We start from the raw sequence: 14880 nt of genomic DNA, 5'->3' as shown, positions 1-14880 counted from the left end.
GCTGCTCTCTGCGGCTCCGTTGGATGGTGTGCACTGGTACCCCAACACGGTGGAGTACAACCTGGAGCTGCCCAGCCTGCGCCGCTACTACACCGATCACCTGCATAAGATGGCCCAGTACGTGGCTGAGAACTTCTCGGATGTGGCGGTGCGGTGGCAGTTCATCGACGGGTCAGCGTCCGGGGCAGTCTCCGAGGCTTCCCGGACCGCGGGTCTTGTGGTGATAGGCACCCGCGGCCGCGGCGGATTCGCCGGGCTGCTGCTCGGATCGGTCAGCCAGTCTGTGCTGAACCGCTCAGCATGCCCCGTGCTCGTGGTGCCCACCCACAAGGACTGACGCGCGAGGCGCTCTGGATGAGAAGCGGCAAGGACGTGGCCCGGGGCAGCGGAGGGGCACCCTGTAGCATCGATGTATGGCGATGCCGAAGGCAGCTCAGGAGTCGCACCACGAGGTGGGCGAGGTGCGTGCGGTGGACGCTGCGTCCTCCTTGTTCGGGGCTCGGCGATTCCTCGAGGCTCGTGATCCTTCAGCATCTCCAGCTGGGCGAGCATCGAGTCGTTGACCTGACGGAGCATCTGGGCCTCTCGCAGAGCACTGTGTCGAAGCACCTTGCGTGCCTGCGGGAGTGCGGGCTGGTGAGCTCACGTGCACAGGGGCGCGCTTCCGTCTACTCGCTGAATCACGCGGAGGCCGTCATGCAGCTGCTCGCGTCAGCCGAGTCGGTCCTGTCGCTCACCGGAGATGCCGTGACCTTGTGCCCCCTGCGCGAGGACGCACCACAGCGATAGAGGCACCCATGATGCCTCGGCCTTATGGGTGATCTGCGCCTCCGGGTCCGCAGCGGCTGTGGTCCTCGGTTTCGAGCTGGAACGTCGCGTGCTCGATGGAGACGTCGAAGTGCTCGCTCACACACTCCCGTATGGTCTCAAGGACGGCAGGGGCGTGCCCGTCGTAGAAGCAGGCATCCTCGAGGACAACATGGCCGGAGATGGTGGGAAGCCCTGTGGCCACAGTGGAAGCGTGCAGGTCGTGAACATCTTTGACGTGCTCCAGGTCCATGATGTGCTGCCGGACTTCGTCGAGGTCGAGGCCTTTGGGTGTGAACTCCATCAGCACACGCAGCGTGTCCCGGGTGATGATGGCCGCACGCGGGACGATCATCAGGGCAATGACGAACGCCGCGATGGTGTCGGCTCGGCTGTACCCGGTAGTCATCATCACGATGGCTGAGATGATCACCGCAATAGTCCCGAGAGCGTCCATGAGAACTTCCAGGAACGCGGCTCGCATGTTGAAATTGGCGCTGCGGCCGGAAGACAGAACGGCGACGGCGGCGAGGTTCAGGACCAAGCCGATGATTCCGAACCACAGCAGCTCCCCAGCGAGGACCTCGGGCGGTCTGCTCCAGCGGTCTATACCCTCAATGACCGCATACACGCTCACTGCCAGGAGCAGAAGACCCTGACCGAGGGCGGCCAGAACCTCGACTCGCCGGAAACCCCACGTCCGTTTGGCGCTGGGAGGTCGAACCATGAGGGTGGCAGCGGCAAGAGCCACGAGCAGGCCCGCTGAGTCGGTGAGGAGTGGACCAGGTCCACCAGCAGTGCCAGGCTGCCGGTCATCCACGCACCAATAGCCTGGGCGACGACGATGCCGAGCACCAGACCCAGAGCGATCCCCAACCGGCGACGATAGTCGGGGCCTCCGCCGCCTGTGCGGGCGCGGAGCCGTGCTGATGTCCAGCGCCCATGGTGATCCTCCTCCCGTGTCCGCAGAGCGTCGAGGGCAAAAAGATCGCCCTATGGCGATGTTATGCCTCTGCTTCAATATCAGCCAAAGGTGCGAACACGTAGCGTTATCAGCAAGCCGCGGGCCCGTTGGGGTTCCTTCAGTCGAGGGAGGACGCCTTGCCAAGGCGGGAGCATGATCGGCCCGCACGCCGACCCCTACGCCTCGCACAGGCGGCATGGCGTGCGCAGCATCGCCGATGCACAGAAGCCCGAAGTGCCACCAACGTGTCAGGCGATGCCTTTGACGTCCAAGAGCCCGACGTCTGAAAGGGTCAGTCGCTGAGCGGCCTCCACAGCCTCGGGAAGGGCAGCGGCCACCTCCGTGCGCAGGGATTCTTCTCCTCGCGACCGCAGGGCTGAGCCGGAGCCCCTAGGGATGAGCATTCAGCCTGAACCACCAGACGTCCAGGGGATGGAGAAGGAGACCGCTGGCGCCACGTACGTGTGAGGCTGTTTCAGGCGGCCGAAGTCCGCCACTGTGACCTGCTCGCCAGCGGAGGCGAGGAGTTGTACTTTCTCCACCTTCTCCGCGAAAGTCGCGGAGGGAGTCAGCGTGCTTCTCCAGCACGAGGACATCGATACCCCCGCGCGCCAGCAGCAGTCCGGCCATCATGCTTAAGCAGGGCCTCCGCCTACTATGACGCACGTTGGGACGCTTTCGCTCACGGGCTGTTCGAAAGGCAGGTGGACGGTGGCCCCTCTCAGGACCGACGGTCACCTTTGCCCGGAGCATCATCGTCCTGGGGCTCGTACGCGCCACCCTCGTCGTTCCATCGGTCGAGGCGAGATGAACCCTTGCTTTTCGCTGCTCGTAGGCGGTCCTGCTCTGCCCGCTCCTTCTTGGATTCCGTAGACATTCGACAGCTCCGATCGACATTAGCGGCCAGTGAGTCACTTTCAACGCTACGCGCATTGCCGGTCGATTGATACGCCTGCGGGCCACCTATATGCGAACCCAACGGCAGAGGGCCTTCACTGTCCGGTGAGGCCTTTCTCATACCTGAGAGAAACCATGGCTGATCCGCGACGCAGCATGCTCGACGAGCTGCAGTGTCCTGGGGCAGTCATCACATGGTCGGGGCTGTCTTATTGGCCCTGGTCCAGGACGAGCATGACAACGGTCCAGGCGCAGTGATCACTACTGAGCTCTAGCGATTGACCTGCGTTTCCGGCTCATTGCGCAGGCCCAGGTGGAGCCTCCAACCGGATTTGAACCGGTGACCTTTCCATTACGAGTGGAACGCTCTACCAGCTGAGCTATGGAGGCCTGCGGACGCGAAAGCGCCGCGCGGTGAATCATCCTAGCTCACCACGCGGCACTTTCGCTCATCAGGGCTGGGCGGCGCCTCAGAGGGCGGACGTCGGCTGGTCTGAAAGCCGCTCGTCGTCCATTTCCGGCACCACCATGACCGGGCCCTGCGCGGCCAGCAGCACACCTCGTGACGTGGAGCCCATCAGCGTGCTGGCCACCGCGCCGCGGCCGCGTGTGCCGACCACCGTCAGCTGGGCCTCTCGCTGGCGAGCGCCAGGGTGCCCACAGGGGTGCCTGACTCCACGCCGACGGTGACCTCCAGGTGCGGGAAGTGGCCGCGGATCCACTCAGCCTCGCGCTCCATGTGCTTCTTCAGCTCATTCACCCGACGCTGCACGGAGGTGCTGTCGCTGGGGCCCACACCTGGGTACCACTCCAGGGTGTCGCCCAGAGGCGGCAGGGTGAGGATCATGTGCAGCCACTGCGACGGGCATCAGCCGCCTCGGCGGCCTGCAGGGCTGCGACGCGCGACTGCTTCGAGCCGTCGAGTCCGACCACCACCGGTGCGCTTTCGTCCTTCATGGGCGCGAAGGGGTCGTCCAGGTCCTTCACCGTCTCGGCGTAGGACTTCGGCACCACGACGGTGGGCGTGTGGGCGTGGCCCGGCACGGCCGAGGAGACGGAGCCGAGAATGCGCCCCAGGAAGCCGCCCCGTCCGCGTCCGCCGAGGACGACGAGGTGGGCCGAGGAGGACAGCTCCACGAGGATGCCTACCGCGTCCCCGTGCTCGGCGCGATAGGTCACCTCTCCCGGGTACTCCTCGAGGTAGTCGCGGGCCTGGCCGAGAGTCTCTTGAGCGGCCTTGCGGGTGGCGCTGTCCTCAGGGACCTCAGGGATGGCAGGCAGAGTGGTGTAGATGGCCGAGGGCAGCTTGAACGCGTGCACCACGGTCAGCGGAGCATTGCGCCGCTGGGCTGCGCGGGCGGCGTAGTGCAGAGCAAGCCTGGCCTGCTCGGACCCGTCGAACCCGACCAGAACCCCAGTGGTCGATCGTCCAGACCGTACGACGTGATGCCGGACTGTGTGCCGGTCTCCGAATTGCTCATGCTTCCTCCTGCGGCTCGGGGCTAAGTGCGCAAACAGCGGACATGCCCCTCCCTCGAGGCAGCGTCGCCGTACCGGCAATACCCATTCTAATGCGACGCAGATCACTTTTCTACAGGTTGTAGAAGAATTTCAGGAGCGGTAGGTCCACGGGGCGGACGGTCGCACGACCTCTTGATGAACGCACGTTCTGCCTGATCAGCAGGTGAAGCGGCCCTCCTCGAGCTCACCGTCGACCAGCCACGCGTCCACCAGATCGGTCACGCAGTCATTGCCCGGCCGGTATGCGACGTGTCCCTCACCCTCGTAGACGATCAGCGACGAGCTGGGCACCGCGTCGTGCATGCTCTCAGCCCACTGCACCGGAGTGGCGGGGTCACCCGTGGTGCCCACCATCAGCATCGGCGGCAGCTCCTGATCCGCAATGGATCCCGGCTCCCAGCCGTCCGAGACAGGCTCATGGGGCCACTCAGCGCACAGCACCCCGGAGTGGCCCAGGTAAGGCCCGAACGTGGGTGCGCGCTCCGTGAGCTCCTCGAACTCGGCCTCGATGCTCTCCTGGTCAGAGGCCATGCTGTAGTCCAAGCACATGACTGAGCGGAAGGCCCACGACGACATCCACTCGTACTCACCCGACGGCGCCCGTCCTGCCTGCTGATCAGCCCAGAACATGAACCCGTAGTAGTCGCCCTCCTCCAGCGCCAGCGTCAGCGCCTCAGCGAGGAACTCCCACCCCTCCGGCGAGTACATCGGGGTGATGAAGCCGCTCACCAGCATCGAGACGTTCAGGGTCCGACCCGCAGGCTCCACCGTCACCGGCTGCTCATCCACCTGGGCGAACAGCTGCCGCACCGTCTCCACCACCTCGTCCGGGGTCTCCGCGACCGTGCACTCCGCCTCCGCAGCGCACCATTCCGCGAAGCCCCGCAGCGCCTCCTCGAAGCCCACCGCCTGGGCAACAGTCAGATCGTGGGCGCCGTTGGTCACATCCATCATCGCGTCCAGAGCGAAGCGGCCCACGAGCTCCGGGAACAGCTCCGCGTAAGCCATGCCCAGCTTCGTCCCATACGAGAAGCCCATATAGTGCAGCTCGTCCTGGCCCAGGGCGCCTCGAATGATGTCCATATCGCGGGCAGCCGAGAACGTGTCGACGTGGCCCAGCAGCTCACCGGTGCGTTCGGCGCACTGCGCCCCGAGCTCCTCCGCCTGCTCCTGCGCCTGAGCGAACTCCTCATCCGGATTCGTCTCAGGGTCCGCCTCCTCCTCCCGGTAGGCGTCCATCTCTTCGTCGGTCATGCATTCCACGCCGTCCGACCGGTGGACCCCGCGGGGGTCGAAGCCGACAATGTTCAGCTCCTCCCGCACCTCCGCGCTCACGATGCCGTTGAGCTGCTCACCGACCATGTCCACGCCCGACTCGCCCGGCCCGCCCGGATTGGTCAGGACGAAATCGTCGTCAGGGGAGACGGAGTCGGCGATGAGGGCGATCTCCAGCGTGTCGCCCTCCGGATCCTCGTAGTCGACGGGGACGGTGATGTCTGTGCACTGCATCGCGGCCGCGCAGTCCTCCCAGTCCGGCTCCTGGGCGTAGAAGTCCGCGAGGCGCTCGTCGTCCTCCCCGTCCCCTGCGCGTCCTGGGCAGACTCGGGCGCATCTTCAGCAGCAGGCGGCGTCTCCGCGGTGGATTCGCTTAGCGGCGTCGTCCTCCGGCTCTGCGCAGGCTGAGAGGCCCAGAGCCGCCACGACCAGGGGAACCGTCCACCGTGCCGCTCGGGAGTGAAGCTCAGGCATTCGAGGCCTTTCGTGGGATGAGCTGCATCATCATGGCCTCCATCGCCAGCTGCGGGGAACGTTCCTGCTGATGCGGTCGCGAGCCGCGTTCAGCGCCTCGAGGCACTCGAGAGTCTGCTCCGGGGTGAGCCGATCGGCATAGTCGATGAGCTGCTCACGAAGATGATCATTGATCAGCTCCATCGCACCGTTCTCCCCGCCCAGCTTCACCGCAAGGACATCGCGGAACACAGCCGTCAGATCAATCAGGGTTCGGTCCAGCGCATCATGGACGGACCGCTTCGCGCGGCGCGTGGAGTCCTCCTCGAGCCGCTTGAACTGTCCGCGCAGCTTCGGCGGGACCTTCTCCTCCGGATCCAAGCCCAGAGAGCGGCGCAGAGACGCCGTCTCATCGCTCAGCCGCGCATCCGACTCGGCCTCCGCCTCCGTCTGGGCGATGCTGACCAGCTCGCCCGCCGCGAGCACAGCAGTGGAGGCGCTGCCGACCCGAAGGGGCAGGAGACCACATGCTCCCGGCGTCGGCGGGCCTCAGGATCACGCGCCAGTAAACGCGCGACGCCCACATGGTTCTGGGACACCCGAGCCGCGAAAGCCGCCTGCTCGGGATTCAGCCCATCCCGCTCGATCAGCAGCTGAGCCACCGCCTCAGCCGGAGGAATGCGCAGACTGACCAGTGGCACCTCGAACGGATGGTGATGAGCACATCCGCGGGGAGGGGGCGCACAGCACCCAGATCGTACGCGGCGGAGGCTCCTCGATCGCCTTCAGGAGCACGTTCGTCGCCCGCTCCGTCATCCGATCGGCATCCTCAATGACAATCACTCGCCACTCGGCGCCCTGGGGCCGGTCCTGGGCAGTCGTGACCAGCTCACGGACATCCTCGATGCGGTAGGTGACGTTCTCCGTCGAGACCATGGACACCGCAGGGTGCGTGCCGCTCAGAATCAGCTCGCAGGTCCGGCAGGCTCCGCAGCCGTCACCGGCCTCGCAGTTCAGGGCGGCCGCGAAGGCGCGCGCCGCATTGGACCGGCCCGAGCCGGGCGGGCCCGTGAAGAGCCAGGCGTGCGCAGGCGTCGAAGCCACAGCCGTCTGCAGCTGCTCCACCACCTTCTCCTGCCCCACCAGCTCGCCGAAGACGCCTGAGGACGGGGCGTCGGCCTCCACCTGCTCAGACATTCAGCATCGGCTCCAGCGCCTCGCGGATCCGCGCGTGCACCTCAGGTGCGGGAAGCGTCCCATCCAGCACCAGATAGCGCTCCGGCGCCTGGGCGGCCCGGCCCAGGAACGCGTCCCTAAGCCGTGCGTGGAACGTCTCCTCTGCAGACTCGATGCGGTCCCCGGCGCGCCCAGATCCCGCGCCTCACGGCGGGCCTTGGAGATCGCGGGCGCCACATCGAGCAGCACGGTCAGATCCGGCACCATGCCCTCGGTGGCCCAGTCGTTGAGGTCCGCGACGGCTTCGACGCCCAGCTCACGTCCGGCGCCCTGGTAGGCCAACGAGGAGTCCACGAACCGGTCAGACACCACGACCTGCCCGGCCTCGATCGCCGGGCGGATCTTCTGGACCACGTGCGCGGCGCGCGAGGCTGCGAACAGCAGCGCCTCGGTGCGCGGATCGACCTCACCCTGCCCGTGCTCCAGAAGGATGGTCCGGACGCGCTCGCCGATGTCAGTGCCCCGGGCTCGCGCGTCACAATCACGTCACGGCTTACTGCGGACAGCCATTCGCGCAGCAGGCCGACCTGGGTGCTCTTGCCTGCGCCCTCTCCGCCTTCGAATGCGAGAAATAGGCCCGGGCGCGCCGGTGCGGAAGAAGTGGGGGAATGTCCGTCACGCGGACAGCCTATCCGCCGTCGCCTCAGGCATGGATAGGATAGGCCCCATCATGACTGATGCCCTCGCGCTGACAAGCCAGCTCGCCGTCGCCCCCGTGTGGATCTGGGTGACGACCATCCAAGGCCTGCTCTACCAGCTCTTCGCCCTCGTCATCCTCGTGGTGGCGATCGCGGCGCTGGTCAAATGCCTGAGCAAGGACTCCCAGCGATTCGAGATCGCGTTCAAACGCACCAAACAGTTCTGGCTCGCCATGACCGGCGGCGCCTGCCTGCTCGCGCTGCTGGGCCTGCTGGGCTTCGGCCCCTTCACACTGCTGTTCCCAGTGGCTGCAGCGGTGATGGCCACCGTCTATCTGGCAGACGTCAACCCGGAAGTGTCCTGATCGGGCGCGCCCCGAAACCCTCGAACGGCAAGGAGCCCTCGCAATGGCCTACAACCTGATTCTGCTGCGCCACGGCCAGTCAGAGTGGAACGAGAAGAACCTCTTCACCGGCTGGGTTGATGTGAAGCTCACCGACACCGGCCGCGCCGAGGCTTCACGCGGCGGAGAGCTGCTGGCCGAGAACGACCTTCTCCCGGACGTCGTCCACACCTCGCTGCTCCAGCGGGCCATCACCACCTCCCACCTCGCTCTCGAGGCGGCGGACCGGCTGTGGATCCCGGTGAAGCGGGACTGGCGCCTCAACGAGCGTCACTACGGTGCCCTCCAAGGCAAGGACAAAGCCGAGATCCGCGAGACCTACGGCGACGAGCAGTTCATGATGTGGCGCCGCTCCTTCGACACCCCGCCCCTGAGATCGACGACGCAGACCCTTACTCGCAGGCGGGGATCCGCGCTACGCCGACCTCCAGTCCCCGCCCAGGACGGAGTGCCTCGCCGACGTCGTCGACCGCTTCCTGCCCTACTGGGAGGAGTCGGTGGTTCCAGACCTCAAGGCTGGCAAGACGGTTCTGCTCGCCGCGCACGGCAACTCGCTCAGGGCCCTGGTGAAGTACCTCGACGGCATCAGCGACGAGGACATCGCAGGAGTGAACATCCCCACCGGCATCCCCCTGCACTACGAGCTGGACGAAAGCCTCAGCCCCGTGACTGCCGGCGGCACCTACCTGGACCCCGACGCCGCGAAGGACGCGATCCAGGCGGTCGCGAACCAGGGCAAGAAATAGTCGGAGCCGATAGGACCGCCTGCTCGGCGGTAAGCGGCCCTATCGGGCGTTGAGCTCGCCCGTGTGCAGGTAGCCGACCTTGCGCGCCACGGACACGCCGTGGTCGGCGAACCGTTCGAAGTAGCGCGACGTCAGCGCAGCATCGGCGCTGGCGGCCCCGCCTGCCGTCCACTGGTCTCCAGCGATCGTGATGAAGACTCCGGCGTGCAGGTCGTTGATCTGCTCATTGAGCGACTCGATCTCGCTGATGAGCTGAGGGTCCCGGGTCAGGAGCAGCTCCACGAGCTTCTTCGCAATCAGAATGTCCTTCTCTGCCATCTCCTGGTACACGCGCCGCAGCGAGTGCTCAGCGACGTGCTCGGGGTATCGCAGACGAACAAGCTGGGCGATGTGCCGCGCCAGATCGCCCATGCGCTCCATCGAGGTGGACATGCGCAGCGCACCCACCACCAGCCGAAGATCCGACGCCACCGGCCCCTGGAGCGCCAGCAGCTCGACCGCCTTCTCATCCAGCATGGCCTGGAGTCTGTCGATCTGCACGTCGTCGGCGATCACCTCCTCAGCCAAGTGCACGTTCGCGGTCTCGAATGCCCGATAGGCCTTGCCCATCGCCTGATGGACCAGGACCACCACCTCATGCAGCTTGTCGCCGAGATTGTGGAGGTCTTCCTGGAAGAGCTTGCGCATCGAGTCATGTCCTTATTGGCCTGCGTTCAACGGGGTGCCTGTCCACAGTGGTCGCCCCAGGTGACACGGCTCAGGATGGCGGCTGACGCAGAGGTGAACTTCTGGTGAACATCTGTCTGCGCGGCGACACGCGGACAGCACAGGCTCCGGCGGGGCCCTAAGCTGGGACGTTGTGGACTCCCTGCTCGTTGCGGCTACAGCGCTGATCGTCGGCGTCGCGCTGGGCGTTGCGTGCATGTACGCATTCCGGGTCTCCGAGCGGCAGCGCGCCGCCGACGTGGACGTCGACGAGCCCTCGATGCCTACTTACGCCACAGAGGTCCTAGCCTCCCTGGGCCTGGGGTACATCGTCGTCGACACCGTCGACGGAGTGGTCCGGGCCAACCCCGCCGCATACGCCTTCGGGCTCGTCCGCGGCCACACCGTGGTGCACCGCGAAGTCCTGGCCCTCACCGCACGGGTCCGCGGCGACGGAGTGATCATCGAGGAGCAGCTCGAGCTGCCTCGCGGCCTGCAGGGCGAAGCCAGCATCGTCGCCAACCTGCGGGTCGCACCCCTGGGCGACGAGTACATCCTCGTCCTCGCCGACGACCGCACTGAGGTCTCCCGCACCGAGGCGGTGCGCAACGACTTCGTCGCCAACGTCTCCCACGAGCTGAAGACCCCGTCGGCGCCATCAGCCTGCTCGCCGAAACCATCGAAGATGCCGCCGAGGACGAGGACGCCGTCCGACGGTTCTCCAAGCGCCTGCACAAGGAGTCCGTCCGCCTCGCCGCGCTCGTGCAGGACATCATCGAGCTCTCCCGCGTGCAGGGCAAGAACGTGGTGCACGCTTAGCAGGCCCGTCGACCTTCAGGCTGTGATCGACGAAGCCGTGGACCGCTCCCGGCTCACAGCCGAGGAGCGGCACATCCAGATCAAGGTCGGCGGGAACCTGCCCAGGCGCGTCCACGGCGACCAGGAGCAGCTGACCATGGCCGTTCGAAACCTCATCGACAACGCGCTTCGGTACTCGCCCCCAACACCCGGGTGGGGTCGGCCTGGCGTCGGCGGACGGGATCGCCGAGGTGGCCATCACAGACCAGGGGATGGGCATCGCGCCCGAGAACCAGGAGCGAATCTTCGAGCGCTTCTACCGCGTCGATGCGGCCAGGTCCCGCCAGACCGGCGGCACAGGCCTGGGGCTGAGCATCGTCAAGCACGTGATCGGAAACCACGGGGAGAGGTGTCGCTGTGGTCCCAGCAGGGCAAGGGATCCACCTTCACCGTGCGGCTTCCGGAGATCGACGAAGGTCTGACTCCCTCAAGGGCCTCACCGGCGTCGACGAGACCCTGACCCACCGCGCGGAGCAGCGTGAGCTGACCGCAGAAGAGCCCACCATCGCACCGAAGAAGCCCGGCAGCGCCCCGCGCCGGCGAAGGAGGAGACGCGTGACCAGGATCCTGATCGTTGAGGACGAGGAGTCGTTCTCGGACGCCCTCTCATACACCCTGGAGAAGGAGGGCTACGACGCACTGGTGGCTGCCGACGGGCTCGAGGCGGTCGATCTCTTCGACCGCGAGGGGCAGACCTGGTGCTGCTGGACCTCCAGCTCCCGGCCAGCCCGGCACCGAGGTGTGCAGGCAGATCCGGCTCCGTTCGAACGTCCCGGTGATCATGCTGACAGCGAAGGACTCGGAGATCGACAAGGTGGTCGGACTGGAGCTGGGGGCCGACGACTACGTCACCAAGCCCTACTCCTCCCGCGAGCTTCTGGCTCGAGTGCGAGCGGTCCTGCGGCGCAACGTCGAGCCTGAGTTCGAAGGCTCATCCACCATCGCAGCCGGACCCGTGCGCATGGACATTGAGCGCCACATCGTCGAGCTCGCTTACCGCAAGGTCAGCCTTCCCCTGAAGGAGTTCGAGCTCCTCGAGATCCTCATCCGCAATGCCGGACGCGTGCTGACCCGCGGGCAGATCATCGACAGGGTGTGGGGCTCCGACTATGTGGGAGACACCAAGACCCTGGACGTGCATGTGAAGCGCCTCCGCTCGAAGATCGAGTCCGACCCCGCCAAGCCTCGGCTTCTGGTGACCGTGCGAGGCCTCGGCTATAAGTTCGACGGCTAGACTGTCCGCTGGTCCAGGCATACGACGACGGCGGAGGTTGCATGAGCGACAAGGACACCACCCAGCCCATCCGGAGAGCACTGATCAGCGTCTTCGACAAGACAGGTCTCACTGAGCTCGCGCAGGGACTCCACGATGCGGGTGTGGAGCTCGTATCCACCGGCTCCACGGCCTCCCGCATCGCCGACGCCGGAATACCGGTGACCCAGGTGGAGGACGTCACCGGATTCCCGAGATGCTCGACGGGCGGGTGAAGACGCTCCACCCGCGGATCCACGGAGGCATCCTCGCCGATCGTCGCAACCCGGAGCACGTCAGCACCCTGGAGGGCCACGGCATCTCCCCATCGATCTGGTGATCGCCAACCTCTACCCCTTCGCCGAGACGGCGGCCTCAGACGCCTCCGAGCAGGAGATCGTTGAAAAGATCGACATCGGCGGCCCCTCGATGGTGCGCGCCGCTGCGAAGAACCACGCCTCAGTGGCCGTCGTCGTCGACCCGCTCAGGTATGGGGAGACGATCGCCGCCGCAGGGCAGGGCGGATTCACCCTGGCTCAGCGCAAGCGCCTGGCCGCTCTTGCCTTTGCGCACACTGCTGCATACGACACCGCCGTGGCACGGTGGACGGCCCAGGAGTTCGACACCGACTTCGACGCCGCAGACCTGCCCGCCCCTCCGGTGGTCAGCGAATCGCGCCGCAAGGCACACTTCCCGCCCTATGCCTACCTCGCACTGGAACGCGTGGCCTCCTGCGGTACGGCGAGAACTCCCACCAGCCTACAGCCGTCTACACCGAGCCGCACGCCGCCCCAGGGCTGGCGCAGGCACAGGTGCTCCACGGCAAAGCCATGAGCTTCAACAACTACGTGGACGCCGACGCGGCCGTCCGCGCCGCGTTCGACTTCTCACGTCCTGCTGTTGCGATCATCAAGCACGCCAACCCGTGCGGAATCGCGCAGGCTGACAGCGTCGCTGCCGCCCACAGTGCGGCGCACGCCACGGATCCCCTCTCCGCCTTCGGAGGGGTCATCGCCGCGAACCGAGAGGTCAGCGCAGAGATGGCCCAGGCCGTATCGGAGGTCTTCACCGAGGTGGTGGCGGCGCCCTCCTTCTCAGATGAGGCGCTGGAGATCCTGAGGCAGAAGAAGAACGTCCGGCTGCTGCAGCTGGCCGAGGGCCACCACCGGGAGACGGTCGAGTATCGCCAGATCTCCGGCGGCATGCTTCTCCAAGCCTCCGACGCTCTCGACGCAGACGGCGACGACCCCTCGAACTGGAAGCTGGTGGCAGGCCCTGCCGCCGAGGAGCAGGTGCTGACGGACCTGGCCTTCTCGTGGCGAGCGGTGCGCGGGGTGAAGTCCAACGCCATCCTGCTGGCCAAGCATCAGGCAGCGGTCGGCATCGGCATGGGCCAGGTCAACCGGCTCGACTCCTGCCGTCTGGCTGTTCAGCGGGCCAACACCCTCGGAGGCGAGGGTGTGGAGCGCGCACGCGGCGCCGTGGCCGCATCCGACGCGTTCTTCCCATTCGCCGACGGGCTGGCAATCCTCATCGCCGCCGGCTGTGACCGCCGTGGTGCAGCCGGGCGGATCCCAGCGCGACGAGGAAGTCATCGCCGCTGCCCAGGACGCCGGTCTGACGATGTACTTCACCGGCACCCGGCACTTCGCACACTGACCTGAGCGACCGAAGAGATAGGGCAGAACGCCGTGACTGAAGAGCTGCTCGATGAGCTGACCGAGCTCATCCGTGAGGAAAGGCTCCGCGAGCTTCGCCAGGCGCTGAGCGACTCGAACCCCGGCGACGTCGTGGACTTCCTGGAGCGACTGGGGTCAAGGATCGCGCCGTCGCGTTCCGGCTCCTGCCCAAAGACGTGGCGGTCGAGGCCTTCGACCTCCTGGATGAGGCGCTCCAGCATGAGCTTCTCGAGGGCCTGAAGGACCACGACGTGGCCCACTTCTTCGAGTCCCTGGATCCGGACGACCGAGTCCGGCTGATGGACGAGATGCCAGCCTCGGTCGCCCGGCAGATGATGCGTCACCTCGACGAGCGTGAGCGGAATCTCACGAACATCGTCCTCGGCTACGACCTGGGCACGATCGGCCGCCACATGAGCCCCGAGTTTGTCGCCCTGCGCCAGGAGCTGACCGTGGCGGAGGCGCTGCAGAAGGTGCGCGCCCAGGCCGAGGACGCCGAGACGATCTACACCGTTCCCGTGGTCGACGCGAGCCGGATGCTGCAGGGAGTGGTCTCGCCCGCGACCTGCTGAAGGCCGACAGCGCAGCCGTGGTCGGCGAGCTGATGGCGGAGGCCGACTCCGTGGACGCCGACCACGACGCGGAGGACGCAGCGCGCCGGTGCGCCGACCGCAAGCATCTCGCCATGCCGGTCACCGACAAAGAGCACCGCGTCGTCGGAATCTTCACCGTGGATGACGCGCTGGACATCATCGAGCGGGCTGAGAATGAGGATGCGGCCCGGCACGGCGGTGCCGAGCCGCTGAACCGGCCCTACCTCTCCACGCCTGTGCTGACCATTATGAAATCGCGCATCGTCTGGCTGCTGGTCCTGGCCGTCGGCGCCACGCTGACGGTGTCGGTGCTCGACGCATTCGAGGACCAGCTGGAAGCCGTGGTGGCACTTGCGCTCTTCGTTCCCCTGCTGATCGGCACCGGCGGAAACGTCGGCAACCAGGCGGCCACCACAGTCACCCGCGCTCTTGCACTCGGCGACGTGCGCACCAGGGACGCGATCAAAGTGCTGTGGCGAGAGGTGCGAGTGGGGCTGACGCTCGGCTCGTCCCTCGGTGTGCTCGCTCTCGTGATCACCGGCGGGGTCTACGGCTGGGACATCGGCCTGGTCATCGGCCTGACGATGCTCGTCGTCTGCACCATGGCCGCCTCCGCAGGAGGGCTCATGCCGCTGCTGGGCAAATCGATCGGAGCCGATCCCGCCGTCTTCGCCAACCCGTTCATCGCAACGTTCGTCGACGCGGCAGGCCTCATCGTCTACTTCCTCATTGCGATGACCGTCCTCGGCATCTGAGGCCCCGGCGCCGCCCGCGCGAACGCTCGGGCGCAGGCGCAGACTTGATAGGTTGTGACCAACACACCGGACATCTGAACGACGTCATCACGAGCGA

11 protein-coding genes, 1 tRNA gene and 9 pseudogenes are annotated in these 14880 nt (G+C 66.4%); 10 read left to right on the top strand and 11 right to left on the bottom strand.

The annotated features are described in order from the left end of the window. The first annotated feature begins 49 nt into the window (after positions 1-49). Together K0H76_RS14925 and K0H76_RS14920 are read left to right on the top strand one after the other, a co-directional pair. On the top strand, positions 50-337 hold the full coding sequence (locus tag K0H76_RS14925; RefSeq protein ID WP_258935430.1) for a universal stress protein: 288 nt from the start codon (positions 50-52) through the stop codon (positions 335-337). 82 nt (positions 338-419) lie between these two features. Then, positions 420-789: pseudogene (locus tag K0H76_RS14920) on the top strand (metalloregulator ArsR/SmtB family transcription factor). A gap of 22 nt (positions 790-811) precedes the next feature. On the opposite strand, the pseudogene K0H76_RS14915 reads toward K0H76_RS14920, so the two are convergent. The 10 genes and pseudogenes from K0H76_RS14915 to tmk form a co-directional block, all read right to left on the bottom strand. Further along, positions 812-1751 (bottom strand): annotated as a pseudogene (locus tag K0H76_RS14915) (cation diffusion facilitator family transporter). A gap of 218 nt (positions 1752-1969) precedes the next feature. After that, positions 1970-2023, bottom strand: a pseudogene (locus tag K0H76_RS14910) (hypothetical protein); the annotation flags it as partial. Positions 2024-2982: 959 nt separating this feature from the next. Then, a tRNA-Thr gene (locus K0H76_RS14905) sits at positions 2983-3058 on the bottom strand. 80 nt (positions 3059-3138) lie between these two features. Next, positions 3139-3288, bottom strand: a complete 150-nt coding sequence (locus tag K0H76_RS14900; protein WP_258933470.1) for a universal stress protein — start codon at positions 3286-3288, stop codon at positions 3139-3141. Positions 3289-3290: 2 nt separating this feature from the next. Continuing rightward, positions 3291-3515 carry a hypothetical protein gene (locus K0H76_RS14895; RefSeq protein ID WP_258933469.1) on the bottom strand — a complete coding sequence of 75 codons (225 nt, stop codon included), beginning with the start codon at positions 3513-3515 and terminating at the stop codon, positions 3291-3293. Then, positions 3512-4255, bottom strand: coding sequence for a universal stress protein (locus tag K0H76_RS14890; RefSeq protein WP_258933468.1), 744 nt, complete (start codon positions 4253-4255; stop codon positions 3512-3514). Before K0H76_RS14890 ends, K0H76_RS14895 begins: the two co-directional genes overlap by 4 nt. Positions 4256-4345: 90 nt before the next feature. Beyond that, positions 4346-5698 (bottom strand): alpha/beta hydrolase, encoded by a 1353-nt coding sequence (locus K0H76_RS14885; protein ID WP_258933467.1) that lies wholly within the window; start codon positions 5696-5698, stop codon positions 4346-4348. A gap of 105 nt (positions 5699-5803) precedes the next feature. Beyond that, on the bottom strand, positions 5804-5938 hold the full coding sequence (locus K0H76_RS14880) for a hypothetical protein (protein WP_258933466.1): 135 nt from the start codon (positions 5936-5938) through the stop codon (positions 5804-5806). Continuing rightward, positions 5931-7114, bottom strand: a pseudogene (locus K0H76_RS14875) (DNA polymerase III subunit delta'). Before K0H76_RS14875 ends, K0H76_RS14880 begins: the two are co-directional and overlap by 8 nt. Beyond that, positions 7107-7785, bottom strand: a pseudogene (gene tmk / locus K0H76_RS14870) (dTMP kinase). The pseudogenes K0H76_RS14875 and tmk overlap by 8 nt, the downstream one beginning before the upstream one ends. Before the next feature lie 38 nt (positions 7786-7823). Here tmk and K0H76_RS14865 point away from each other — a divergent pair. Further along, on the top strand, positions 7824-8156 hold the full coding sequence (locus K0H76_RS14865; RefSeq protein WP_258933465.1) for a DUF2516 family protein: 333 nt from the start codon (positions 7824-7826) through the stop codon (positions 8154-8156). Positions 8157-8199: 43 nt separating this feature from the next. After that, positions 8200-8941 (top strand): annotated as a pseudogene (locus tag K0H76_RS14860) (phosphoglyceromutase). A gap of 39 nt (positions 8942-8980) precedes the next feature. On the opposite strand, the gene phoU reads toward K0H76_RS14860, so the two are convergent. Then, positions 8981-9628 carry a phosphate signaling complex protein PhoU gene (phoU, locus tag K0H76_RS14855; RefSeq protein WP_258933464.1) on the bottom strand — a complete coding sequence of 216 codons (648 nt, stop codon included), beginning with the start codon at positions 9626-9628 and terminating at the stop codon, positions 8981-8983. A 181-nt stretch (positions 9629-9809) separates the two neighbouring features. Between phoU and K0H76_RS14850 the strand changes: the two are divergent. The 6 genes and pseudogenes from K0H76_RS14850 to K0H76_RS14825 all read left to right on the top strand — a co-directional run bounded on the left by K0H76_RS14850 (position 9810) and on the right by K0H76_RS14825 (position 14783). Further along, a pseudogene (locus tag K0H76_RS14850) lies at positions 9810-10964 on the top strand (ATP-binding protein). A gap of 95 nt (positions 10965-11059) precedes the next feature. Further along, positions 11060-11738 (top strand): annotated as a pseudogene (locus tag K0H76_RS14845) (response regulator transcription factor). A gap of 41 nt (positions 11739-11779) precedes the next feature. Continuing rightward, positions 11780-13415, top strand: a pseudogene (gene purH, locus K0H76_RS14840) (bifunctional phosphoribosylaminoimidazolecarboxamide formyltransferase/IMP cyclohydrolase). A gap of 32 nt (positions 13416-13447) precedes the next feature. Further along, entirely contained in the window at positions 13448-13675 is a 228-nt protein-coding gene (locus K0H76_RS14835) for a hypothetical protein (protein WP_258933463.1), read from the top strand. After that, positions 13612-14007, top strand: coding sequence for a hypothetical protein (locus K0H76_RS14830; protein WP_258933462.1), 396 nt, complete (start codon positions 13612-13614; stop codon positions 14005-14007). The genes K0H76_RS14835 and K0H76_RS14830 overlap by 64 nt, the downstream gene beginning before the upstream one ends. A 17-nt stretch (positions 14008-14024) precedes the next feature. Beyond that, positions 14025-14783: a magnesium transporter gene (locus tag K0H76_RS14825; RefSeq protein WP_258933461.1), complete on the top strand. Its 759-nt coding sequence runs from the start codon at positions 14025-14027 to the stop codon at positions 14781-14783. Positions 14784-14880 lie beyond the last annotated feature (97 nt).

The sequence above is a fragment of the Nesterenkonia pannonica genome, assembly GCF_019575955.1.
Lineage (GTDB): Bacteria > Actinomycetota > Actinomycetes > Actinomycetales > Micrococcaceae > Nesterenkonia > Nesterenkonia pannonica.
Note: the sequence above shows the minus strand (reverse complement) of the source record. Positions and strands in the feature narration are given on the sequence as shown.

Bases quoted from the DNA above. Each gene is read 5' to 3' on its own strand.
- K0H76_RS14895 (WP_258933469.1), bottom strand. From the start codon at position 3,515: ATGATCCTCACCCTGCCGCCTCTGGGCGACACCCTGGAGTGGTACCCA.
- K0H76_RS14885 (WP_258933467.1), bottom strand. From the start codon at position 5,698: ATGCAGTGCACAGACATCACCGTCCCCGTCGACTACGAGGATCCGGAG.
- K0H76_RS14880 (WP_258933466.1), bottom strand. From the start codon at position 5,938: ATGCCTGAGCTTCACTCCCGAGCGGCACGGTGGACGGTTCCCCTGGTC.
- K0H76_RS14865 (WP_258933465.1), top strand. From the start codon at position 7,824: ATGACTGATGCCCTCGCGCTGACAAGCCAGCTCGCCGTCGCCCCCGTG.
- phoU (WP_258933464.1), bottom strand. From the start codon at position 9,628: ATGCGCAAGCTCTTCCAGGAAGACCTCCACAATCTCGGCGACAAGCTG.